Raw genomic sequence first — 24035 nt, forward strand, 5'->3', positions numbered from 1 at the left:
CTCCTTCTCGAAGGCTTGGCTAGTTCACCTGCACGGCAGTGGTTTCGGCCACAGGGGCGCGATCACCCGCCACCGGCAATCGGTCGAAGCGAAAGTCATCGAGCGGAAAGCGTTTACTCGCACGCGTCGACTGGTACGCCGTGGTGGGGCGCAGGAACGAGAAGTCGCCATGTCGGTCGATGTAATAGGAGTTGGCGTTGACACACGCCCGCCCGTGCATGAGCGTCGATTCCGCCTTGGGCGCGATGAAATCGAAGAACCGGTTGTTGGCGTCTTCGGTTACCGCGAAGGCGGTGGCGCCACGCTTGCGTGCTTCGGTGATAACCCGCACGGCGATGCGCGTCGCGTTTTCCACCATCACATGCCACGAGCTGCCGCTCCACGCGAACGGCCCGAAAACCATGAAGGTGTTGGGCAGTTGGGGCATGGTGACACCCTCATACGCCCTGGCACGATTGTTCTCGTAGTATTCGGCCAGATCAAAGCCATTGCGCCCCTTGACGGGGCGGGCGCGGTAGACCTCGGGGCTCTGCGACATCTCGAACCCGGTGGCCAGAACCAGGACGTCGATATCGCGGTGCGCGCCGTCCGCCGTGACGATCCCCGCCGGGGTGATCTTGGCGATCGGATCGGTCACCAGGTCGACATGGGACTGGGTGAAGGTGCGGTAGTAGATGTTCGAGACACTCGGGCGCTTGCACCCGAATCCATACTGAGGTGTCAGCTTCTTGCGCAACTCGCGATCGCGGACCTGGCTGAACAGAAATGCCCGGCAGGCCCAGTTCGGGATGAGGGTTATCGGCGCAATCTGCTTGCCGTATACCGTGATCGCTACCAGGCCGACTTCCACCGCGGCGGCGGCGATCCCCCGGATCAGGGATTGCAGGCCCGGTACGTACTTCAACGCCCAGCGTGCGATACGCGGTATCGGGAAGTCGGGCTTGGCGAAAACCCAGATCGCCCGGCGCTGGTAGACGTCCACATGGGAGGCCACCCGCGCCATCTGCGGAATGAGCTGAACCGAGGTTGCGCCGGTGCCGATCACCGCCACCCGTTTACCCTGCAGATCGAAGTCGTGGTCCCAGTTCTGTGTCTGGATCACCTTGCCCGCGAAGGAATCTAGGCCCGGGATATCAGGCACCTTCGGCTCGACAAATGCGCCGACCGCGGTGATGACGAACCTGGACGTGATGACCCGGCCATCGGCGAGGGTGAGGTGCCACAGGTGGTTGTCCTCGTCCCATACCCGTTTCATGACCTCGTGCCCCAACCGCAGGTGGTCGTTGAGGCGGTACTGGTCGACCAGCCCGGCGATGTATTGCTGCACTTCCCGGCCTTTGGGAAAAGTACGGGACCAGTTGGGGTTTTTCGCGAAGGAGAACTGGTACACGATTCCCGGGACATCCACTGCCACATCGGGATAGTGGTTGTTGTACCAGGTGCCACCGATGCCCGCGGACCGCTCCAGGATGACGAAATCGGTGAGGCCGGCACGCTTCAATCCGATGGCGGCACCCAGCCCACCGATCCCGGCGCCGATGATGACGGTCTCGTGCTCGGGGGTACTCATATCGTCGCCTCGACCTGTCGGTCGATTCGGCCGTCATACTCGCTACGGGCGCTCCGGTCCACGGGTCCGACCGTCCTGTCCGCATTCACGACCCGGCGGCCCAACAGCCACAGCCACTCGGGAATCAGATGCTGTAACCGCAGCGCGAGGACCGTACCCCTCGGGGATCCGACCACCGCCGGCCGATTGCGCACGGTCCCGACCGCATCGCGGGCCACCCAGCCGGGAGGAATGATGCCCAGTTTCTCCCACCACTTGAACGGAATACCGTCGACGAGCTGGGTACGGACCGCCGCCGGCATGACCGTCGAGATAGTCACGCCGGTACCGACCAGCTCCTCGCGGGCGCTGCGCGCGAACCCGGTGGCGGCATGCTTCGAGGCGACGTAACTGGCCAGGCCCGGTGAGTGAATGGCTCCCGCCGCCGATGTCACGTTGATGAAATGTCCTCTGCCCCTCGCGATCATCCGCGGGGCGAGCACCTGATAGGAGATGTAGTGGCTCCAGAAGTTGACGCGCATCGTCGCCTCGGCCACTCCCCGGGACTCTTCCAGCAGCGGCCCCACTGGCATGATGCCCGCGTTGTTCACCACGATATCGATGGGCCCGACGGTGTCCTCAACCTCGGCGACAACACGCCGATAGTCATCGGACTCGCCTACGTCCAGCGCGAAACCTCTTGCATCCGAACCAATCTCCCGCGCCGCCAAAACAGCGGCGTCACCGTCGAGGTCCGCGATGACCACCCGAGCGCCCGCACGCGCCAGCCGCTGTGCGATAGACAGCCCGATACCGCGCGCGCCGCCGGTGACCAACGCGACGGCGCCGTCGATCTGAATCTCGGTGAATTTCATGCGTCCCGCCGTCCAACATGAGCCCTGACGAATGCCGAGATCTCCCCCACGGCCGCCCTCGCATCGGGGAGCACATCCGCGGCGATCTGGAAATCGTGCACTTGATTCCTCCATATCTGCAGTTCGACAGGCACTCCGGCCTCGGCGAGCCGAGCAGCCGCGAATTCGGCGTCAGGGCGCAGGATCTCGTCACTGCCCACCTGAAGAAGTGTTGGCGGTAGGCAAGCCAGCGTGGCCGCGGCGCCCTCGACAAAACTGTCGAGGACCCTGAGCCCAGCGGTAGCCGTCTCCCCCGACATCATGAGGCGCTCCATGGCTATCAACGCCGCCCGCGGGAACAACGGGTCGTTAGATTGCGCGGCCAGCACCAGCTTTCCTGCCGGGTCACGTTGCACCAGAGGTGAAATGCACACGAGAGCGCCGGGTGATTCCAGTCCGCGACGCTGCGCGATCAGACTGGCGGCCAGAGCAAGGAATCCACCCGCGGAATCGCCGGCGATGACGATCTCCGAGGGCTGGTAGCCCATGTCGATGAGGTACCGGTACCCGTCGAGTGCGTCCTCGACCGCCGAGGAGACCGAGTGCCCGGGCAGCTTGCGGTAGTTGACGGCAAGCGACGTGACGCCCGCGCTCGTGACAATGCGCGAGACCAGCCTGCGGTGCGTGTTCAGTCCGCCGACGACAAATGCCCCGCCATGCAGAAAGAGCATGGCACCGTGTGACGAACCGCCTCCGGCAGACATGAGCTCGGCTTCGCAGTGCGTGAGTCGCACCCGGACACGACGCACTCCCCGAACGGGCCGCAGCACGATCGCCGCGAGGTCGATGACTCGGTACGGCCACGGCAAATGCGGAAAGCGCGCCCACAGTGCAATCACCGGATACGCGAAGAGGCGGATGGCCAACCGTCCTAATCGCAACAGAACCGTCAGAGAGCCTCGCTCGGAGCGAGTGAGCTCCAGACGCTCCGGATGTAGCGGCACCACATTGGCCGTCATCGGCGCTCCTCGGTGATCTCGAACACGGGTAGGTGTTTTATAGACTGACATGCCATTCACAAAAATACAAGACGGCATTCCCACCTACCCCGAGATGACTGTTATCGCTGCTGAGCCCAGCTTTCTATGGCCTGCCCCATGGGGGTGGCGGTGTCGGCCATGCCGAGATACTCGCGCGCAATCGCCGACCAGGGCGCCTCTGCGCCGAGCCTGCCGAGGAGTGCGGCCACACACATTTCGGTGCGCCGCGCCATCGCATGCGTCTCCACGAGACGCTGGTTGCGGATGCCGTCGTAGAACCTGGACGAGGGCAATACGGCATCGGCAACCGAACGCCGCGCGATATCCGGCGTCATCCGCAAGATCCCGTCTCCGAGATGCCAGCTACTGACCGCGCGGATGTACTCGGTGGCGGCGCTTCGCTCCATGGCCTCCGGGTCTGCCAGGAATCCCGCGGCCACCGCAAGCTCGAACGCCTGGTCATCATCCCCGGAGAGCAGCGCCCGAAACACCCTGCGCTGCACCTCGGCGTCCTCGTAATCCATATCCATGCACAGTCCGAAGTCCACGAAACCGACCCGCCCATCGGGAAGCAGCATGATGTTGCCGGGATGTGGATCCGCGCAGAAGAATCCGGTTCGGTACATCTCACCGCAGTAGAAGCGATAGATCGCCTCCCCCACCAGGTTCCGCACCGGCTGATCCTGTTCGGCGAGGCCGTCGAAGGCCATACCGTCGAGGTACTCGGTCACCAGGACGTGCTCGGTGCACAATTGCGCGATCGGTTCGGGGATGCGCCATGCCGGATGCCCCTGGAACGTATCGAAAATCCGCTGGTGGTGGGCTAGCTCGGCCCGGTAATCCACTTCCTTGATCATCTGCCGCTGTACCTCCGCGACGATGGCCTGGGTGTTGCTCGCGGGCATCTTCTTCGCCGCCAGCTTGGTGACCAGCTGCAGATTCTTCAGATCCGCGCGGACCTTGGACGCGATATCCGGGTACTGGATCTTGACCGCGACCATCCGTCCGTCGTCAAGTTGGCCGCGGTACACCTGGCCGATCGAGGCCGAGGCGATGGCACCCGGGTCGAGGCTCACGATCCGGGCACGCAGCTCACCCAGCTCACGTTCCAGCGCCCCGTGCATCGTCTCGTCGGGAATCCTTGGGGCATTGTCGAACAGGGGTGCAAGCCGGGCGGTGAACTCGTCTCTGGCCGATTTGGATGTGATACCCACGTCCACCACAGAAAGCAGCTGGCCAAGTTTTTGCGCGGCGCCCTTCATCGAGCCCGCGACGGCCACCAAGTCGTCGGCGAACCGCAGAATATCGGCGTCCCGCCGGGCCGCAACGTCCGCCGAGACCGGTTTCATCGCCGTCGTTATCGCCGAGCGGACGGCGTGACCGGCGACAACCTTGCCCAGCGCCGCCGCCCTCTTCGCACGCAGCGGCACGCCAGCTCGAGTTGCGTTGGCCTCGTTGTCAACTGGTTCGCCGATGGGATGCTCCTTCATTGCCGCACCGACCTAGGGCGCTGGATTCAGACCATAAAGCAAAAAGTGCGTGATGGCCCGCGCGTACTCATCGATACGGTCGGTCCGGCCGTCGTCATCGACGACGAGGGTGACGGCGCCGACCAGCAAGGACACAAAGGCCTGGCCGAGGAACTCGGTATCGATCGACGGGTTTATCCGGTCGGCACCGATCATCGAATACACGGACTGCTCACTACGCACCGAGGCGAAGCGGAAGAACTGAATGATCGACTGCAGTGCCTCCGGATCCACTCCGGCCGCTTCCGTGCACACGAAGATCAATGCGGGCAGCCTTTCGGCCACCGCCTCCAACGCGTTTGTAAATCCTTGCGCGAGAGCGTTTTCGATGTCCTGACGGGCATCCAGACGGCCAACCGGCCGCGACAGGACGGGCTCCATGGCCGAGAACTCACGAACCATCAGCGCATCGAGCAGGTCGCGTTTGTTCTGGTAGTAGTTGTAGAACGTGCCGTGGCTGACCCCGAGTCGCTCGACAATCTCGTTCACCCCGACAGCGTGATATCCATCGGACAGAAAGCAGCCGAGCGCCGCATCGAGCAGCTCATTGCGGCGATCGGCCGCGACAGGCACCGGAACATGCACGGAATCAACGGTTTCCGACGCGCTGTGCCCCGCGCTCGACTCCAGGATCACGCCCTCACGCAAAATGCCGCTTTCGGCGATCTGCGAAGCGGTACTCACGAAACGTTCTCGGGTACCGGGGTTATCGTGCCGGCTTTGGGCGAGCAGAAAACCGGGCAGCACCAGGGCCGGCAAGAGCCGTGCGAGCACGGCGTGGTTCTGTGCGTCCTCGGCCAGCCATCCGGCACGGCGGCCGCCGTCCAGGCCCCGCTGCACGTAGGAGTCGAGCATCGACTGGATACCGAGGACTCGCTGCTTGAGCTCCTTGTCGGCGGCGGCCGACTGGACGGTCAGAAGTTTGAGCAGCGCAGGCTCCTGATCCACCAGCGCGTAGAGGCGGCGCCCGCCCTCCATGATGATGTCGTTTCGTTCTTCGATGCCGCCGGTTCCGCCGACTACCTCGAGAAAGTCGTCGAGCGCCAGGGTGTCGACGAGGCGTTCTACGGCATAGTCGAAGACCAGGTCGAGAACCTCGCGCTTGCTGTCAACGTATCGGTAGACAGTGCCTTGTCCCATGCCGGCACGGCCCGCTATATCGGACATGCTGGTCTGCTCATAGCCGTTTTCGGTGAAGGCCGAAAAGGCCGCGTCGACTATCTGCTGACGGCGTTTGTCGGCAAGCCCGGACACCGGGGGGCGTCCTCGGCGAGGCGGATCCTGCGCCACTCGCTGCTCCATCGACGTGTCTGACCGAACCGAAACCGGAGCGTCCCACAATTACGAACGCCTCGATGCCGTCAAAGTCTAAACACGTACGTGATGGCCCCTGCGGTGAGCGGTCAGCCCTCCAGCTTGTAGCCCAGGCCGCGCACCGTCACCAGGTGCACCGGATTGGCCGGATCCGACTCGATCTTGGAGCGCAGCCGCTTGACGTGTACGTCAAGTGTCTTGGTGTCGCCGACATAGTCGGCACCCCACACACGGTCGATCAACTGACCGCGGGTAAGTACCCGCCCGCTGTTCCGGATCAGGTATTCGAGCAGGTCGAACTCCTTGAGCGGCAGGGTGATCGCTTCCCCGTTCACCGACACCGTGTGCCGATCGACATCCATGCGGACCGGGCCGGCCTCCAAGACGCCATCGCCCGCGGTGGTCTCTTCGGAATCCGATCCGCGGCGCAACACGGCGCGAATGCGGGCGATGAGCTCGCGCGCTGAGTACGGCTTGGTCACGTAGTCGTCGGCCCCAAGCTCCAGCCCGACGACCTTGTCGATCTCACTGTCGCGTGCGGTCACCATGATCACCGGAACGCTGGACTTGGCGCGCAGCTGCTTGCACACATCGGTACCGCTCATTCCGGGCAGCATCAGGTCCAGCAGCACGATGTCGGCACCGGCACGTTCGAATTCGGCGAGCGCTGAGGGCCCGTCGTTGACGATGGTCGCCTCGAAGCCCTCCTTGCGCAGTAGGAAGGCCAGTGGATCGGCCAGCGAGTCTTCGTCCTCAACAATCAAGACACTGGTCATCGACGTACATGTTCCTCTCGTGTAGTCGCTTGACGCTCCTCGCGTAAGCGGCTGGTTGGTGCGTGCGGCGGGGCTTGGTTGGTCGCGTCTTTGCGGGGGGTGGGTTGATCTGCTTGCGGGCCGTCTGCGGATTCCTCGATCACGTCATCCTCTTCCTCATACACCGGGAGGGACAGCGTGAAGGTCGACCCGGTGCCGGGCTGGCTCCATAGCTTGATGGCGCCGTTGTGATTGGCAGCCACATGCTTGACGATCGCCAGACCCAACCCGGTGCCGCCGGTGTCGCGGGAGCGCGCCTTGTCGACCCGGAAGAACCGTTCAAAGACGCGTTCCTGATGTTCCTTGGCGATCCCGATGCCACGGTCGGTGACGGCAATCTCGATCTTGTCGCCCCGGCGCCGGCGGCTGATCGACACCGGCGATCCGTGCGGCGAGTAGGCAATGGCGTTGGCCACCAGATTGCTGATCGCGGTGATGAGCAGCGTGGGGTCACCGCGCACCTCGAAACCGCTGGGCGCGTCCGTGGTGACCGCGATATCGGCATTCTCGGCGGCCACCTTGGACCGGCTCAACGCTTCGGACACCACGAAGTCGACGTCGACGACCTCCAGATCGGGAAGTTTCTCGGCACCCTGCAGCCGGGAGAGCGCGATGAGTTCGGTAACCATGTTGCCCAGGCGGCGAGACTCCGCGAGAACCTGCTCGCCGAAATGCTGCACGGTCTCGGGTTCGTCCGAGGATTCCAGTAGTGCCTCGGCGAGCACGCCCATCGCGCCGACAGGCGTCTTGAGCTCATGACTGACATTGGCCACGAAATCGCGGCGGGTGGCCTCCATGCGGACATGCTCGGAGTCGTCGTCGACATAGATGACGGCCCAGCGCGGATCGGCATCGGAGAGCCTGCGCACATGCCCGCGCAGCGAGAACCCCGCGCGACCCGGCGCCTTCGGCTTGGTGGTCAGATCCACTTCGACGGCCTCACCGGTGGCCAGCGTCCGTTGGGCGGCGGTCCATGCCTGCTCGTCGAGCTGGCGGTCGCGTACCAGGCCCAGCTCCCGCGCACGGGCATTGACCAGGACGACGTCCTGGTGTTTGTCGACGACGACAATTCCGGTCGGTGAGATGGCGACAATGCGCTCGAGCATCTGGGAAACGGTCAAACCGCTCTGGGCTACCTGCGAACCTTTCCGGACCGCGCGGTGGGTCGAAGAGCGGCGCGAGTACCACGCGCCCAGCACCGCACCCGCAGCAAGCGCCACGACGGCTGCGATCGTCACGATCACAACCAGAGAGCCCGATGAGGCGGTCACGCGAAAAGCGTACGCATTCGGTGAACGTCACCCCAGCAGCGTGCGGCTAAATGCCGAGCAAGTCACACATTCCCGCACAGGTGTTAGGCGTGAGTTCACCGAATATTCGCCGATTGGCGAAGTTTTGGTGGGTCAGGCTCACCAGGAAGGCTATTTAGCGCCCTGATTGGCTACCGCTGCGGCTCCGGCGGCAGCTGCCTCCGGATCCAGGTAAACCCCACCTGCCGTGATCGGTTTGAGGTTCTCGTCAAGGTCGTACCGCAACGGAATACCCGTGGGGATGTTCAGTCCCACGATCTCCTCATCGGAGATCCCGTCGAGGTACTTCACCAGGGCCCGTAGCGAATTACCGTGGGCGGCAACCAGAACCGTCTTACCCGCACGAAGTTCCGGCACAATGGCCTCCTCGTAGTACGGCACGAATCGCGCCACCACATCGGCCAGGCATTCGGTGAGCGGTCCGCCGCCGATATCGGCGTAGCGAGGGTCCTGATCCTGGCTGTAGTGGCTGCCCCGCTCGATGGGTGGCGGCGGGGTGTCGTAGCTGCGGCGCCAGGCCATGAACTGGTCCTCGCCGTACTTGGCCTTGGTTTCGGCCTTGTCCAGACCCTGCAGCGCACCGTAGTGCCGCTCGTTGAGGCGCCAGTCCCGTACTACCGGGATCCAGAGCCGATCAGCGGTGTCGAGGGCCAAATGCGCGGTGTTGATCGCGCGGCGCAGCAGCGAGGTGAACAGGATGTCCGGCAGCAGCCCCTGCTGAGCCAACAGCTCGCCACCGCGCTGGGCCTCTGATCTGCCCTTTTCGGTCAGGTCGACGTCGACCCAGCCGGTGAACAGGTTCTTCGCATTCCACTGGCTCTCACCGTGGCGCAGCAGGATAAGGGTGGCTCCGCTTGCCTGATTGGAGGTCTCGCCGCTCATGAGCGCCAGTCTCTCATGTGGCTGCCCAGCTGCTCCCGACGTATCAACCCAGTCCCCTGTTCAGATCGGCGCAGCGCATGTCTCGAACCACCGCGGACGCGTTGGTCACGAGTTCGCGCGCGGAGTATCGGCATGCGACGGGGTCGCGCACCACCCCTACGCGGACGCGCAGCACGTTGAGCGCGTTTGCGACATGAAGTGCCACCACCGCGCCCGACCACCTGGCCGACGGCGGCTCCGGGACCCTCATTGCCGCGGACAACATGTTCACCGTCCGCGCGGCGGGGTCATCGAGATGTGCGGGCGGTGCAGCGCCGAGTTCCTGAACGACCATGTCCAGGAGGACCTCCTCGGCGATGGTCGCTTCAAAGAACTGGACGTGCTGGATGTAGACGGGGTCGCCGCCGTCCATTCCGGTATCGCAGGCGAAAAACACCGCGGTGACAGCCCGGGGCGAGAGGCCCGCGGACGCGGCGGTGCCCACCGCTGCCGCCGCGATCTCGAAGAGTTCGGCGTCATCGGTGAATCCCATCTGCTCGCGGCCCCAGCCAGACGAGTCGAAGAGCGACTTCACTTCGGCACCTCCTGCAATCATCGAGACCACTGGCCACGGGATGCGTGTTTGACGATTCAGTCGAAAACCTTTACCGGAATTAACTTCTCGATCTCGGACTGCAGTATCTGCTCAATTCGCCGCGCGGTGTTCTTGCCGGCCACGAGCTTGGTGAAGTCGATACTCAGACGCCCGTTGTAGCTGGTGATGAAGTAGATGCGTCCCTCAACCATCGCGATGCCCCGTGTCGCGATGAACGCGCTCACGGCATGAAGCTCGACACCGCAACGGAAATCGTTGATATCCACCCCGTCTGGTGTTGTGAAGTCCGCCACGCGCCCCCAGTTGGTGATCTGGATGGCGGTGAAGGTGGGGACCAAACCTCCCATGGGCACCAGAAGGAAGTACCGTCTGGCCAGCGACAGCGCCCGCCGGAAATCGCCACGGACAAATGCCGTTTGGTGAATGCGGGTGGTTCGCAACCCCTCGCGGATATCCGTGGTGACGTGACGGGCAAGCTCGAGCGCGTCGCTGCCTCGGTCCACCTCGAGGATCGTCTCGGCAATGCCCAGCACATTGGTGCCCTCCGTAGCAGCGACCGGCGGGTCGATCCGGGAGCGCAGATTCACAAATGAGGAAACTGCCACGGGTAGTTGACTTTTCCCTGATATCTCGCGCTCGGCGAGCACCAGCGCAGCGCTGATGAGTCCGTTGAGCGTGACCCCGTGCGCACGCCCTACCTCAAGGAGTCGATCGGTCTGCTCCACCGACAGGTGAACACGCGCCCGTTGGGCACGGCGTGGCCGGAACGCGGTCCAGACCCATTCGGGCCCGCGGTACGCGGGACGAAGGTCCATCATCTGCCGGGACGGCGATTCGGTGTAGCCGCGCGCTCGCAGCAGAGTCTCCGAGCTCGCCGGAATGGGATGCGGCGGCGCACCGACCAACCCGCTGATGCCGTTGACTGCGCGCGTTCGCCCCGTGTAGAGACTCCACAGGTCATGCAGGTATGCCAGAGCCGCGTCGGCATCGGCGATGGCGTGATGCAAGAGCAACGTCATGCGGAACTTCTCGCCCGACCGGTACACGCGCAGCGCGCAGACCTGCCCAACAGGTAACGCCGACTTACCGGTCAGGACATAGTCTTCGACAGCGGCATCACTGACATCGCCGAACACGGCGACCGGACGTTCACCACCCGTAAATCGGAGTTCAAAACCTCTGCGCGACACATGGATTCGACCACCCAACACTGGGTACATGTCCACGAGGTCGCCGAGAGCCCCCTCGAGCGCGGCATCCTCCAGCACACCCGTGCCGTAGCAATGTTGAGCAACCGTGGCACCCGAGACGACGAATAACGACTCCGAAGGCGCGAGAACACGCGGGGGCAACAGCTCGGGCATGAAGCTCCTTTGACAAGCCAGGTACTCGATACACAAAGTTATCGATACTGAAAGTACCCGATACTTATCATCTTGCCACGTACCGCGGCATCAACGCAGGTCAGGGCGTCAACCCCATGCCCGCGATGTCCGCTACTCGGCGATTGCCGCCGCCGCGACCGTCCGGGCGGGTCCTACCTGACCCGCGAAGGCATAGTCATCGAGCGGGAACGCCTGCGACGACCGGCGTGCGGCCTGCGTCGTCTGAGGCCTGATGTACGCGGATTCGCCGTTGTGGTCGAAGTAGTAGCTGTTGGCAGTGGTGCAATTACCGGTCTGGAACAGCGAGTACGTGTAGCGCGACCGCGCATCCCTGGTCCACGCGTCGGCCGCGTCGGCACGCACCTCGACGTCGGTGGCCCCGAGCCGTTGGGCCTCGCCGATGACCCGCCCGATATGGATTGCGGCGGTGTCGACCACGCTGTGGTACGTGCCACCGGTCCAGCCGTATTGCCCAAAGACGTTGAAACTGTTGGGCAATCCCGGTATGGAGAAGCCGTGATAACTCTGCGGCGGGTGATTCTGATAGAACTCGGCGAGATCGAAGCCGCCCCGACCGATCACCGGCCGATCCCGATACACCTGCGGGTCGAAGAACAACCGGAATCCGGTGGCGAGGATCAAGGCGTCGATCTCTCGTTCCACGCCCGCGGCAGTACGAACGCCGTCGGCGGTGATGGTGTCGATCGGATCGGTAACCAGCTCCACGTTCGCCCGGTTGAAGGTCGGCAGATAGGTGTTGGAGGTGGCGGGGCGCTTACACCCGAAGTCGTAGTCGGGGGTCAGCCTGGCCCGTAACTCCTTATCGGGCACCTGCAGCCGGTACGAGACATTACCGAGCAGCCAACGCAGCGCCCCTGGGGTGTTGCCCAGGCGACCGGCATTGAGCACCCCGTAGACAAGCGCACCGCCCACGATGAATTCCAGGCCCTCCTGAAGCAACCGCTGAGTCCTCGGTATCCGGCGGAACAGTGCCCGCACCGGCGCCGGCATGCTCGGGTCGATCTTGGGGAAGACCCAGATCGGGGTCCGCTGATAGACGTCGAGATGGCCGACTTCACGTGCGATCTCCGGAATGATCTGCACAGCACTGGCCCCGGTGCCGATGATGGCGACACGCTTGCCCTTCAGGTCCACGCTGTGGTCCCAGGCCGCCGAACGCAGGACGGTGCCGCGGAAGTCGTCAAGCCCCTTCAGTTCTGCCGGTTTGGGCTCGGGAAATGGGCCCGCCGCGACGACGACGAATCTGGCCGTCACCTCCTGCCCATTGACCCGAAGCCGCCACAACTTCGCGGCCTCGTCCCAGGTGCGCGCACCGACATCGCTGCCAAATCTGACGAAACGCTGCACGTCGTTTTCCCGGTACAGCCGCTCGATGTAGCTGAGCACCTCTCCGCCCTTGGCGTAGAACCTGGTCCAATCCGGGTTCAGAGCATGACGAAACTGGTAGGCCTGTGCCGGAATGTCTACTCCGATACCCGGGTAGACGTTCTGGCGCCAGGTACCGCCGACGCCGTCCATACGCTCGTAGATGACGAAGTCGTCGATACCGCGCCGGCGCAGCTCCAACCCGATACCGAATCCGGCCAGCCCGGCACCGATGACGGCGACATAGTGATCAGGTTGGTCGCTCATGCGCTGACCTCGTAGGTAAGTTCCTTGGACCAGCTCGGCTGTTCGGCAAGCCAGCGCTTGGGGTAATAGTCGGACAGCTTGACCATGGTGTTGGCCACCGCGTGATACGGGCCGTGCAGAGGGTTCTGCGCATTGGTGATCATCGCCGCACCAAGCCGCAGTACCTGGTACACCAGCAATCGCGTGCCCTTGCCACGGCTGCCGACGTTGACGAACCGCTCCATCGCGTCGTACAGGCGCTGCTCACGCAGGCCCATGCCAATCAGATTGCCCTTGATCCGGTTGATCAGCGGGATCCCGGTGCCGAGCCCCAGGAGCAGACCCATGAGCAGCGACGGGTTGAGCACGGTAGCGACATTCTCGATGATGACGCGGCGCAGATTGCCCTGACCCATCATGTCCAACACATGGAAATCGACTGCCAAATGGCGTGATTCGTCGGAATTGATATGCCGGAAGGCCTGGTGGCAGATCGGGTCGTTGACCTCCTCCAGCAGGAATTTCAGCAGCGCGCCATCCAGGGCCACTTCCAGTAACGGGATGATGGTGCCCAACACGGTCAGCGACAGCCCGTCCGAGTAGCGGTCCAGCCATTCAATGGCCAAGCGCACGTTCACATTGGGGACGGGCACTTCATCCTGCTCGAGCATGCCCCAGCGCCGCATCAATGCCAGCTCGGCATTCGCGTGCTTTTGCTCTTCGGCATGGAAGTATCGATAGATCTCCGCGAGCGTCTCGTTGGGGGCTTTTTTGGCCAACGCCGAAAAGCCGCGCGCACCGATGTTCTCGATCCACACCAGATCGGCCATGAAGGCCTTCAGCTTGGGACGCTGCTCATCGGTGATCTGCTCGGCACCGGGTGCATCCCAGTCCACATCGGCCAGGGCCCACTGTTTGTCCTTGATGGTCTGCAGCATGTCTTCCAGAACAATGGCCATCTCTCGTCCTTCCTATGCGGTCCGGGCCGTGCGTGACGGCTGATGGGTCAGCACCCCGGTGATGAATCGGGCCGCCTCGCTCAACGCCGGGTTGGCCTCCGGAATCAACCGGGGCAACGCCTGGAAAACATGGATCTGGCCGGGCCAGACCTGCAGATCGCACTGCCCGCCGGCCTGCTCGATCATGTGTGCCAGCTGCTGTGCGTCGGCGGCCAGAAACTCGACTCCACCTGCCTGAATAAGAGTGGGCGGCAACGAGATACCGGGCGGAAAGCTCAGGCGTAAGCGTGGCGAATCCGCGGGCTCAGCATGGGTGTATTTGTCCACCAGGTGTTTGGCGGCAGCCGCGGTGATGACAGGGTCGGGCTGCGTCTTTTCGCGTTCGGCGGCCAGCCCGAGCGTCAGGTCCAGCAGGGGCGAGAACAATGCCATCGCGCCCGGCTGGGGCACACCCAGCCGGTGATTCTCGATGAGCAGGTCCACCGCGAGATGGCCACCCGCCGAATCACCGGCGACCACAATGTCCTGGGCAGCGTGGCCACGTTCCAGTAACCAGTCATAGGCGGCCCGGACATCGTCGGCAGCAGCCGGGAAGACATGTTCGGGTGCCAGCCGGTAGTCGACGGTGAAGGCCGGCAGCCCCGTCGCCTCCGAGAGGCGCGCGACCATCGAACGGTGAGTTTTCGCCGAGCAGATAACGTAGCCGCTGCCGTGGACGTACAAGATGACCGGACCGGGATCATCGGCGCTGAGTGCCGCGCCTGCCCGAACCCATTCTCCCCGTAGCGGATCCCTCAATCGAGCCACCTCGGTACCGCGGGGCATCGATCCACCGATCGCCATGATGGTCGAGACGATCTGCCGGGCCAGCAGCACGCCCGGCTTACCCGTTTTGTCCAGGCGGGCTCGGGACAGCACTGGCCGCAATCCTATGGCGGTGAGCGCTGCGGTGGCCTTGGTGCGCCGTGAGGCCTCGGCAACCACGGCTCCGGTGGCGTCCAGCGAGCGCAATGCGAGCGACACTCCGCCGACTACCGCGTTGATCCGTGCCTGCGTCTTGCGCGCACTGTCGCGACTCGGTTCGGTCGTCGGCGGATCGGCGATGAACAAGTTCGGGAAACCGGCCACCGTGGTCGGGATGCTGCCCGCCTGCTTCAGCTTCCGACGCCGCGTCCCCAGCACCGACACCCTCTCGGTGCTCGAGCCCGCATCCGGGCTGGACGCGAAAACAACCGCATCGCATTGGTGGTCGATGCCTTCGGCGGTGCGGATACCCCCGCTGCTGAACCGCGCAATCGGCCAGGTAACCAGCTTGCAGTTGCGCGCCTGCAATGCGGTAAGGAACTCATCGGTCACCACGACGTTGGGGCGACCGGTGAGCCTTAACGGCGTCAGCTGACGCCGAATCCAGGGGTCCGGCACGCGCCGGCGTAGGTTGCGCTGGGCCACCACTTCGAGCAGCCCGCGCGATTTGGGCCGTCTACCCGAGAACCAGGCCTGGCGTGTCTCGTCGCGTAGCGTGCGGTCCAGAAGTTGCCCGATCCGGCCACTCGGCCGGGGCAGTATCCAATCGGGTGAGCTCTGAAAAAGTTTGACACTGGCAGCATTTCGCACCACTACCGGCAGAATCGACGCGGCGGCGGCACTGTTGCCCACCACCGCGACCCGCAGCCCAGCGAGCCCCGCACCGTCACCGACCTTGGCGGCATCGAGGACCTTTCCGGTGTACCCGTCGAGTCCCGGGATGTCCGGACTACCCCCCACCGACCCGGTGGCCAGCACCACCGTATGTGCGGTGACACGTTGTCCGCCTTCTAAATCCACGATCCATACGTCATCGTCAAGCGCGATCCGGGTGACCTCGCTGCCAAACGTCACCTGGGAACCGAGCCCGAACAGGGCAATGGTGTCGTCACGCCAGCTCCCCGGTTCCGGGCGGGCGCGGTCGAGCACGGTGAAGCCGGTGATCCCTGCCTCCTGCAGGCCCACCGCGGTGCCCAAACCGGTGTATCCGGCGCCCACGATGACGACCGGCAGTACCGGGCCGGACATCACCGCACCACCTTGACCGAGGACTCCTGTTCGTAGGCGCTATCCCATAACTCGCGCGGCTCGGTGTCATCGGGAAGCAATCGGCCCAGTCGCGAGATGATTCCCGCACCCCACGAATAGGGCACGGGCGCATGTCGTTTCATAGCCCAGATGAGTTTGGCATCGGGCTGCGGCACCACATAGAGCCGCCCCCGGTCGTGCGCGTTGAGGGTGGTCTTAGCGATCCATTCCGGCGATACCCCAACCCATTTGAATGCGGTGCTCGCGAGGTTGCTCAGTGACCCGGGGATGCGCGCGCTGTCCAGGATGTTGGTTTTGACCGCCGTGGGGCACAGCACGGTCACGCGCACTCCGCTACCGGCCAGCTCGGCACGCAGCGTCTCCGACAGCGAGAGCACGGCGGCCTTGCTGACGTTATAGGGACCCATCAGTGGCGCGGCCGCGAAGCTGGCGGCCGACGACACGTTGATGATGCCGCCGAATCCCTGTTCACGCAGCAGGGGCGTGAAGACCTGGCAGCCGTAGATCATTCCCCACATGTTGATGCCGATGGTGGCGTTCCAGTCGTCCATCGACACCTCACCGATGGGTTTACCGCCGGTTCCAATCCCCGCATTGTTGATCACCAGATCCGGGGCGCACCCCAGCCAGTCGGTCGCGACATCGGCCAGCCTGACAATCTCGTCGTACGAGCTGACATCACAGGCGACCGGGTGCGCGCTGATCCGCCCGAGCTGGTCGGCGGTCTCCTGCGCGCGGGCCAGGTTGATGTCGGCGCACACCACCCGGCCTCCACGGGCCACGATGGCCTCTGCGAACCCTCTGCCGATACCGCTGCCCGCGCCCGTCACCACTGCGCTGGCCCCGTAGCTGACCTTTGGACGTCGGCGCGGGTAGGCTCCCGCGTCGGGTGCCGTCATTGGCATCACCCTTCGCTTGTCGCTTACGCATCACTGGTAAACGTAAACCAAGCGTCTGTCACACCCGACTGCTTGTCAAGGGTCCGGCGAGATTAATGTCGGGTTAGTCGTACCGCGCGCAGACTATCGCAGAGCAGTCAGGCCATCGATCGAGCTGCCGTTTTTCTCCAGCGCGCTCTCCAGAGTCATCTTCTCCTCGGGCACCTTCTCGATGTGCTTCTCGTACACGTCGCGATGCCCCACGAAGTCCATCAGCGGAACCGAATAGCCGCACGAATCGGCCACCCGGGCGACATCAACCAAAATGATTGAACGCGCACCCTTTTCGAGTTCCTGGGTGAAGTGGCTGCGAAGTTCCGGGTACTCAGGCTCGTTGAACTGCACCACACGCGCGGTGCCATGGAGCCTGATGATGCGGCAGCGCTTGTCGAACGAGCAGAACATGAGCACGATGCGCCCGTTGTCCCGCACGTGCGCGATGGTCTCCGCACCGCTACCGAAGTAGTCCAGGTAGCCCACCCGGTGCGGACCGAGCACCGCGAAGGTCCCGGCCATGCCCTTGGGGGAGACGTTGACATGCCCGTCCGGGCCGGAGGGCGCGGTGCCCACGAAGAACACCGGCTGCTCGGTCAGCCACCGAGCGAGCTTGTCGTCGATCTCGTCGTACACATGACCCATGCGGTCCAGGGTGCCACTCGAGTCTGAGAATCCGCCAGCGGATTTCGCAGGTCAGATACGCGCGCGCAGGTCCTTGCGCAGGATCTTGCCCGCCGCGCTCTTGGGGATAGCGTCGATGAACTCCACCTGCCGAATCCGCTTGTGCGGAGCGACTTTCTGCTCGACGAAGGCCATGACCGCCTCATCGGTGAGGTCGGAATCGGTGCGCACGACAAACGCCTTGGGAATCTCACCACTGGAAGGGTCGGGAACGCCGATCACGGCGGCGTCGCCGATGCCCGGGTGGGACAGCAGCAGCGCCTCCAATTCCGCGGGCGGCACCTGGTAGCCCTTGTACTTGATGAGCTCCTTGAGCCGGTCGACGATCGTCACCACTCCGTCGGCGCGCACGACAGCGATATCTCCGGTGTGCAGGAAGCCGTCGGGCTCGATTGTCGCCGCGGTGGCCTCCTCGTTGCCGAGGTAACCGGCCATCACATTGGGGCCCCGTACCAGCAGCTCGCCGGGGGCACTCTCGCCTTCGGCCGGTACATCGATCTCCGCACCGGTCTCGGTGTCGATGAGCTTGTTCTCGGTGTTCGGCACCGGAATACCCACCGAGTTCAGCGGAATATCGGGCCGGCCCGGCGGGATGAGATGGCTGACAGGGCTCAACTCGGTCATGCCATAACCCTGGCTGACGCGGCAATTGAGTCGTGCGGCAACGGCATTGCCCAGCTGTTCGTCCAACGGAGCGGCGCCGGAGAACACCGACCGCAAGCAGGAAACGTCGTGCTTATCGACATCCGGATGCTTGGCCAGCACCACCGCCACCGGCGGCGCCACGAAGACGTGGTCCACGCGGTAGTTGGCGATAGAACCCAGGAAGGTATCGAGCTCGAAGCGCGGCAGAATCACCAGCTCGGCGCCCAGCTTGAGCTGCACGTTGAGCAGTACGACCAGGCCGTAGATGTGGAAGAACGGAAGGACGGCCAGCACCCGGTCGCCTTGCTCCACTCCGTACAGGTGTTTGGCCTGCGCGATGTTGGCGACCAGATTGTAGTGGGTGAGCATGACGCCCTTGGCCTTGCCGGTGGTTCCCGAGGAATACGGCAGCACTGCCAAATGCGTTGCCGGGTCAAACGAAACCTCCGGCGGCGCCAGATCGGGCCGCACGATGTCGGCCAGCGAGAGACGCCCCTCGACGGGGTCGATGGTGATCACGTTGGCAGCATCAATGCCCGCGATCTCCGCGGCCTCCAACGCGCGCGACAGCAGTGGCGACACCGTGAAGACAAGCTGCGCCTTGGAATCGATGAGCTGCTTGGCCAGTTCCTCGGCGGTATACAACACGTTGACGGTGCTGGCGGTACCACCCGCACGCAAGATGCCGTGCAACACCACCGCGAACGTCGAGCAGTTCGGCAGGAAGACCGCTGCGACATCGCCGAGGCCGAACCCGCGGGCGGCTAAACCCGCCGCGGTGGCGTCGACCTGCGACCGCAACTCGCCAAAGGTGGTCTGCGCACCGGAAAGCCCGTCGATAAGCGCGACACGACTGTCGTCTACGCCTGTGTCCCCGAATACGTACTCGTAGACCGAGCAGTCGGGAATGGAAACGTCGGGCAGAGGGCTACGAAACGTCACGCCGGACAGTCTTGCACGCCGCGTCTAGTCCGTGCTGATGGTCCTTGCGTCTTCGGGCCACTTCTGTCCGACGACGGTCAATCCTCGATGAGATGCTCGAAGGCCTCGAGGTTCTTCAACGACTCGCCCCGCGAAGTACGCCACGCCCATTCCTTCTGAATGGACGTCTTGAATCCCAACTCCAGCAAGATATTGAAGTCGTTGTCCACGGCTTCCAGCACCTGTCCGAGCAACCTGTCGATCTCATCCGGGGTAACCGCAGGCAGCGGCAGCCGACCCACCAGGTAGATGTCGCCCATGTTGTCGATCGTGTACGCGACGGCGTACAAGCGGCGGTTGCGTTTGAGCAGGTAGCGGTAAACGCCCTCGGTGTTCTCGTCGGGTCGGCGACAAACGAACACCTCGACGCGCACGGCATGCTCACCCGGGCTGAGCATCGTGGTGATCTTCTGCTTGCGTTCGCCCGGCAGCTCCACGATCAACGCCGGTTTGCCGTCCGGCCCGTGGTGCTCGGTAAAGGCGACCTCCCGGTCTACCAGCGTCCGCACGATGGTGGCGTAGGCCTCGCCCGCAGTGGTCATCGCCGCAACCCGGACAACCGGCGCGACCGGAATCGCGCACGCGGCGCACGCTGCGTTGCGGGCCTTTGTGGTGCGCGGTAATCAGCGATGGCGCGGCTATAGCTGGCCAGCAGGGCGTCGGCGGTGCTGGACCAGGAGAAGCCCGCGGCGTGCGCAGCGGCCGCCTGGCTGAGCTCGGAACCATTACGCGCCAACAAGTTCCCGATGGCATCCGCCCAGTCCTTGGTGCGATGCGTCGGAACCAGCAGACCGGTGCGTTGATCCGCGACGGCTACCGGAAGGCCTCCCACGTCGGCCGCCACCACCGGGGTGCCACACGCTTGAGCCTCGATCGCCACTAGGCCAAATGATTCCGAATAGCTGGGCACCGCAACGATATCGGCCGCCCGATACACCTGGGCAAGCCGCTCTCTCGACTGCGGCGGCAGGAAGGTGACACGGTCCGCGATGCCGAGATCCGCGGCGAGATCCTGCAACGCCGTGGGCTCGTCCAGGCCGCTGCCGGAGGGCCCACCGACGATGAGAACTCGTACCCCTGGCAGCTGCTGGGCCGCACGTACTAGCAGGTCGGGAGCCTTGAGCGGCTGAATTCTTCCGACAAAGGCGACGATCTGTTCATCGGCTCGCAGGCCGAGCTCGGCGCGTGCCGCCGCCTTGTCTCCGGGCGTGAACACGTCCAAGTCAACACCGGGATGCACGATATCGATGCGGCCGGGGTCTGCAGCATGTATCGAAACCAGCTGCTCGGCTTCATCTTTGGTGTTGACGATGAGCCGGTCGGCCTCATCCACCACCTGCTGCTCCCCCACCGCACGCAACGCGGGCTCCGGACGGTCTCCCTCGGCGAGCGTCCGATTCTTCACCGCGGCGAGCGTATGCGCGGTGTGAACCAATGGAACGCCCCACCGGTCCCGGGCCAGCCAGCCCGCCTGGCCGGAAAGCCAGTAGTGCGAGTGAACCAGGTTGTAGTAGCCGGGCTCGTGGACCGCCTCGGCGCGCAACACCCCAGCGGTGAACGCGCACAGCTGGGTGGGCAGGTCGTACTTGTCCAGGCCCTCGAACGGGCCCGCGACGATATTGCGCACCGTCACCCCGTCGGCGACGGATACCACCGGCTCATCGGAGGAGGCGGTGGCCCGGGTGAAGATGTCGACGGCGACACCCCGGCGCGCCAGTTGCAGGGCCGTTTGCAGCACGTAGACGTTCATGCCGCCGGCATCGCCCGTGCCCGGCTGGGCCAGTGGCGAGGTATGTACGGATAGGACGGCGATGCGGCGCGGCTTCAGCGCCGAAACCGCCCGGCGCGCGAACTCATCGCCACTAAGCACACTGCCATCTTGTCACTTGCGCACAAGCTATCGGCGCGCAGCACTCCTACCAGCGACTTGAGCCTCAACGCGTAGCGATCTTCTGGCGGTATCCCTCTTCCAGGATCTTGCGCAGCTTCTCATCCGAATGCGTGATGGCCAGCGAAATGAACGGCGAGATGACCTTGCCCAGCGCACGCCCGGCGAGCCCGCCCGGCAGCCGGTAGTCGATGTTGATCTCTAGCTCGGTTTCGTCATCGGATATCGGCCGGAACCGGCATTCGATCTGGTTGTCGATCCCGGAGCGCGACTCGGTGGTGAACAGGGTGTCGGGGTCCCACCCCGTCACCTCGATCGTCGACCGGAGCGTGGCACCGAGGTTGATGGCGATGTCGTATTTCGCTCCGAGCCCCCGTGGCACGTCATTCACAAAACGAACGTGCTCGATCCCGAACATCCACTCCGCCAGATGGTGCGCATCACTGATGTAGTCGAAGGCGTATGCCATCGGCACCTTCGCGGAGGACACGTGGTGGATATGCGTCATGCGCACATGCCTATCACCTTTTGGCCCCGAGTCGTGGCTTCGCGGCCAAAATCCCAGCAACCACATCGCATCTGTGAGGCTATGGCGGAAAACCACGGGAATTCCCGCCATAGCGTCACTCCCGGCGCATGACGAGCCCTAGGCCAGTGCCGAGGTCTCCGAGCGCCGGGCCGATGCCCGTCGCATGGCACCCAGCGGATCGGCGAACAATCCTCCCAGGGACACCACACCGGCACCGGCCTCCTGGACCCGGTTACCGAACGCCGTCACACGAATATCGCGCTTGGACAACGTCGATCGATCCAGGAAGGCGGTTTCGACGTCGTTCATCACCTCGGGGTATTCGGTGAAGGCCTGCCCACCGACGATCACCTCGTCGGGGTTCAGGATGTCGCGCAGCAACGCCACCGACTGCCCCAGCACCCGACCACGTTCGGAAAGCAGTTGCCGCGCAGAGTCATTGCCGCCACGCGCGGCCTTGTATACCGCGCTCACCGACACACCGTCACCTGCGGGCACGATGCGCAGCCTGCGTGCGGCGGCCAACACTGCCTCGTCACTCACGGTGGTCTCCAACTTGCCGGTGCCGCCGAGTAACTCGGAATCAACCGGCAGCGCCGCAATAGTGCCCGGACCGCTGGACGGGCTGTGCACCCGCCCGTCGATGGCCAGCGCGAAACCGACTGTCTCACGGGCATATACGTACAGGCTCGTCAGGGAACGCGCCGCGAAACGCCGCAGCCCCAGCAGCAGCTCTGCGCCCGCCATCGCATCCACGTGCGAGGCCACCGATACCGGCAGACCCAGCGTGTCGGCGAAGACCCGACCGACGGGAGCCTCGGTCCAGCCCAGACGGGGGTGATCAACCGTCCCGGCCGGTCCGTCGACCACACCACCGGTGGCTACCCCGATCCACAGCGGGCGACGCCGGTGCCAGCGGGCCAGGTACCGCTGCGCACTTCCGGCCAGCGAAGCCAGCGCGGCACCCTGCGGACCGTTTGGCGTGGGGGTTTCCACCACATCCAGGGTCCGTCCGAACAGGTCGGTGGCCACGATGCTGGTGGCGCGGGCACCGATGTGAATACCGAGCGTCAAGAAGGGTTCATGGTTGAGCTCCACCGGCACCCGGGGACGGCCGATGGCGCCGGAGACCGCCAGATCGGCACGTTCACGCAGCAGCCCGGCGTCTAGCAGGGCCGTCACCTGCCGGTTGACGGTAGCAATGGAAAGGCCTGTGACCTGCGCAATCGCATCGCGAGCCACGGGTCCGCGCACACGTGCGGCACGGAACACAGAGGACGCGGCGCTATCGCCGATGTACAGGGCGGGCGGGTGAATCTGGTGGCGGGAAACTGGTCGGCGAACCGGAGAAGTCATGAGAAGGGTCCTTTGGCGGGGGGCCGGGTTCAGACGAAGACTGAAACGCGGGCTACTGATGGCTAATGGTGTTGTGAACTGGGGCGATACCGCACCCGGGACGTCAAGAAAGACGTGCAGAAACTAGGCGCAGCGACAGACGCAGCGACAACACAGCTCGCGAGCCAGCGGCAGCCGAGAACCAATACCCGCGATCACGAAAGTGACCCGGGGTTCGGCGGCGCGCTTGATGGACACAGGCGCAATTTAGCATCCCTACGAGGCAATGTCCTACTAGCGGCCCATTGCCGCTCCCTGACTACAGTGGCGTCCATGACCAATCCCACGTTCGACGGCCGGGTCGCGGTCGTTACCGGCGCCAGCTCCGGAATCGGTGCAGCAACCGCGAAATCACTTGCAGCCCTTGGCTTTCATGTCGTCGTTGCGGCTCGGCGCGAAGACCGCGTCAGCGCACTGGCCGGGGAAATCGGGGGCACCGCGGTTGTGCTCGATGTCACCGACGCCGATTCGGTTGCCGCCCTTGCACAGAGCCTGGATCGGGTGGATGTGCTGGTCAATAACGCCGGCGGTGCGTGGGGCCTGGAATCGGTGCTGGACGCGGATCTGGAGCACTGGCGCTGGATGTGGGAGACCAATGTGGTGGGCACCCTGCAGGTGACTCGCGCCCTGCTGCCCAAACTGATCGCTTCCGGCGACGGACTGATCGTCACCGTCACCTCCATCGCCGCGCTGGATGTGTACGACGGCGGCAGCGGATACACCTCGGCCAAGCACGCGCAGGCCGCGCTGCACCGCACACTGCGCGGTGAACTCCTGGGAAAGCCGGTGCGGCTCACCGAGGTCGCTCCGGGTGCGGTGGAAACCGAATTCTCGGTGGTGCGTTTCGACGGCGACCAGGACCGGGCCGATGCCGTCTACCGGGGCATCACTCCGCTGATTGCCGAGGACGTTGCCGAGATCATCGCGTTCGTGGCGTCGCGGCCCTCGCACGTCAACCTGGACCAGATCGTCGTCAAACCGCGGGATCAGGCCTCCTCGACCCGCAGGGCGACACGCGACTGAACATGCAGAAGAGCGCCAATC

The 24035-nt window shown here is 64.3% G+C and carries 21 protein-coding genes; 1 reads left to right on the top strand and 20 read right to left on the bottom strand.

Features of this window, described 5'->3' with window-relative positions:
- Positions 1 to 19 precede the first annotated feature (19 nt).
- From BB28_RS20400 to BB28_RS20495, 20 genes are all read right to left on the bottom strand, one after another.
- Positions 20 to 1570, bottom strand: coding sequence for a flavin-containing monooxygenase (locus tag BB28_RS20400; RefSeq protein ID WP_046254818.1), 1551 nt, complete (start codon positions 1568 to 1570; stop codon positions 20 to 22).
- The gene (locus BB28_RS20405) at positions 1567 to 2424 is read right to left on the bottom strand and encodes an SDR family NAD(P)-dependent oxidoreductase (protein WP_046254819.1); all 858 of its coding nucleotides are present in this window, start codon (positions 2422 to 2424) and stop codon (positions 1567 to 1569) included. The genes BB28_RS20400 and BB28_RS20405 overlap by 4 nt, the downstream gene beginning before the upstream one ends.
- Entirely contained in the window at positions 2421 to 3422 is a 1002-nt protein-coding gene (locus BB28_RS20410) for an alpha/beta hydrolase (protein ID WP_046254820.1), read from the bottom strand. The genes BB28_RS20405 and BB28_RS20410 overlap by 4 nt, the downstream gene beginning before the upstream one ends.
- Before the next feature lie 101 nt (positions 3423 to 3523).
- Positions 3524 to 4873, bottom strand: a complete 1350-nt coding sequence (locus BB28_RS20415) for an ABC1 kinase family protein (protein WP_046256021.1) — start codon at positions 4871 to 4873, stop codon at positions 3524 to 3526.
- A 72-nt stretch (positions 4874 to 4945) separates the two neighbouring features.
- Positions 4946 to 6226, bottom strand: a complete 1281-nt coding sequence (locus BB28_RS20420) for a TetR/AcrR family transcriptional regulator (protein WP_046256022.1) — start codon at positions 6224 to 6226, stop codon at positions 4946 to 4948.
- A gap of 149 nt (positions 6227 to 6375) precedes the next feature.
- A complete protein-coding gene (locus BB28_RS20425; RefSeq protein WP_030096443.1) occupies positions 6376 to 7062 on the bottom strand; it encodes a response regulator transcription factor in 687 nt (228 codons plus the stop codon).
- On the bottom strand, positions 7059 to 8372 hold the full coding sequence (locus tag BB28_RS20430; RefSeq protein ID WP_046254821.1) for a sensor histidine kinase: 1314 nt from the start codon (positions 8370 to 8372) through the stop codon (positions 7059 to 7061). Before BB28_RS20430 ends, BB28_RS20425 begins: the two co-directional genes overlap by 4 nt.
- 150 nt (positions 8373 to 8522) lie before the next feature.
- Positions 8523 to 9293 carry a phosphoglyceromutase gene (locus tag BB28_RS20435; protein WP_046254822.1) on the bottom strand — a complete coding sequence of 257 codons (771 nt, stop codon included), beginning with the start codon at positions 9291 to 9293 and terminating at the stop codon, positions 8523 to 8525.
- Positions 9294 to 9336: 43 nt separating this feature from the next.
- Positions 9337 to 9867 carry a hypothetical protein gene (locus tag BB28_RS20440; protein WP_126315432.1) on the bottom strand — a complete coding sequence of 177 codons (531 nt, stop codon included), beginning with the start codon at positions 9865 to 9867 and terminating at the stop codon, positions 9337 to 9339.
- Positions 9868 to 9923: 56 nt separating this feature from the next.
- Entirely contained in the window at positions 9924 to 11252 is a 1329-nt protein-coding gene (locus BB28_RS20445) for a phthiocerol/phthiodiolone dimycocerosyl transferase family protein (RefSeq protein WP_052740302.1), read from the bottom strand.
- Positions 11253 to 11384: 132 nt separating this feature from the next.
- Positions 11385 to 12926, bottom strand: a complete 1542-nt coding sequence (locus BB28_RS20450; protein ID WP_046254824.1) for a flavin-containing monooxygenase — start codon at positions 12924 to 12926, stop codon at positions 11385 to 11387.
- Positions 12923 to 13864: a reductase gene (locus tag BB28_RS20455; RefSeq protein WP_046254825.1), complete on the bottom strand. Its 942-nt coding sequence runs from the start codon at positions 13862 to 13864 to the stop codon at positions 12923 to 12925. Before BB28_RS20455 ends, BB28_RS20450 begins: the two co-directional genes overlap by 4 nt.
- Before the next feature lie 12 nt (positions 13865 to 13876).
- Positions 13877 to 15916 carry an alpha/beta hydrolase fold domain-containing protein gene (locus tag BB28_RS20460; protein ID WP_046254826.1) on the bottom strand — a complete coding sequence of 680 codons (2040 nt, stop codon included), beginning with the start codon at positions 15914 to 15916 and terminating at the stop codon, positions 13877 to 13879.
- The gene (locus tag BB28_RS20465) at positions 15916 to 16836 is read right to left on the bottom strand and encodes an SDR family NAD(P)-dependent oxidoreductase (RefSeq protein ID WP_046254827.1); all 921 of its coding nucleotides are present in this window, start codon (positions 16834 to 16836) and stop codon (positions 15916 to 15918) included. The genes BB28_RS20460 and BB28_RS20465 overlap by 1 nt, the downstream gene beginning before the upstream one ends.
- A 123-nt stretch (positions 16837 to 16959) precedes the next feature.
- Entirely contained in the window at positions 16960 to 17514 is a 555-nt protein-coding gene (locus BB28_RS20470) for a pyridoxamine 5'-phosphate oxidase family protein (protein WP_046254828.1), read from the bottom strand.
- Between the two features lie 51 nt (positions 17515 to 17565).
- Complete coding sequence (locus BB28_RS20475) at positions 17566 to 19140, bottom strand: AMP-binding protein (protein ID WP_046254829.1); 1575 nt, start codon at positions 19138 to 19140, stop codon at positions 17566 to 17568.
- A gap of 77 nt (positions 19141 to 19217) precedes the next feature.
- The gene (locus tag BB28_RS20480) at positions 19218 to 19721 is read right to left on the bottom strand and encodes a type III secretion system chaperone family protein (RefSeq protein WP_046254830.1); all 504 of its coding nucleotides are present in this window, start codon (positions 19719 to 19721) and stop codon (positions 19218 to 19220) included.
- On the bottom strand, positions 19718 to 21049 hold the full coding sequence (gene mshA / locus BB28_RS20485) for a D-inositol-3-phosphate glycosyltransferase (RefSeq protein ID WP_046254831.1): 1332 nt from the start codon (positions 21047 to 21049) through the stop codon (positions 19718 to 19720). The genes BB28_RS20480 and mshA overlap by 4 nt, the downstream gene beginning before the upstream one ends.
- 64 nt (positions 21050 to 21113) lie before the next feature.
- Complete coding sequence (locus BB28_RS20490; RefSeq protein ID WP_046254832.1) at positions 21114 to 21575, bottom strand: SRPBCC family protein; 462 nt, start codon at positions 21573 to 21575, stop codon at positions 21114 to 21116.
- A gap of 138 nt (positions 21576 to 21713) precedes the next feature.
- Entirely contained in the window at positions 21714 to 22952 is a 1239-nt protein-coding gene (locus tag BB28_RS20495; protein WP_046254833.1) for an ROK family transcriptional regulator, read from the bottom strand.
- A gap of 312 nt (positions 22953 to 23264) precedes the next feature.
- Here BB28_RS20495 and BB28_RS20500 point away from each other — a divergent pair, with 312 nt between their 5' ends.
- Positions 23265 to 24014: an SDR family NAD(P)-dependent oxidoreductase gene (locus tag BB28_RS20500; RefSeq protein WP_046254834.1), complete on the top strand. Its 750-nt coding sequence runs from the start codon at positions 23265 to 23267 to the stop codon at positions 24012 to 24014.
- Positions 24015 to 24035 lie beyond the last annotated feature (21 nt).

The organism is Mycobacteroides chelonae CCUG 47445 (assembly GCF_001632805.1).
GTDB lineage: Bacteria > Actinomycetota > Actinomycetes > Mycobacteriales > Mycobacteriaceae > Mycobacterium > Mycobacterium chelonae.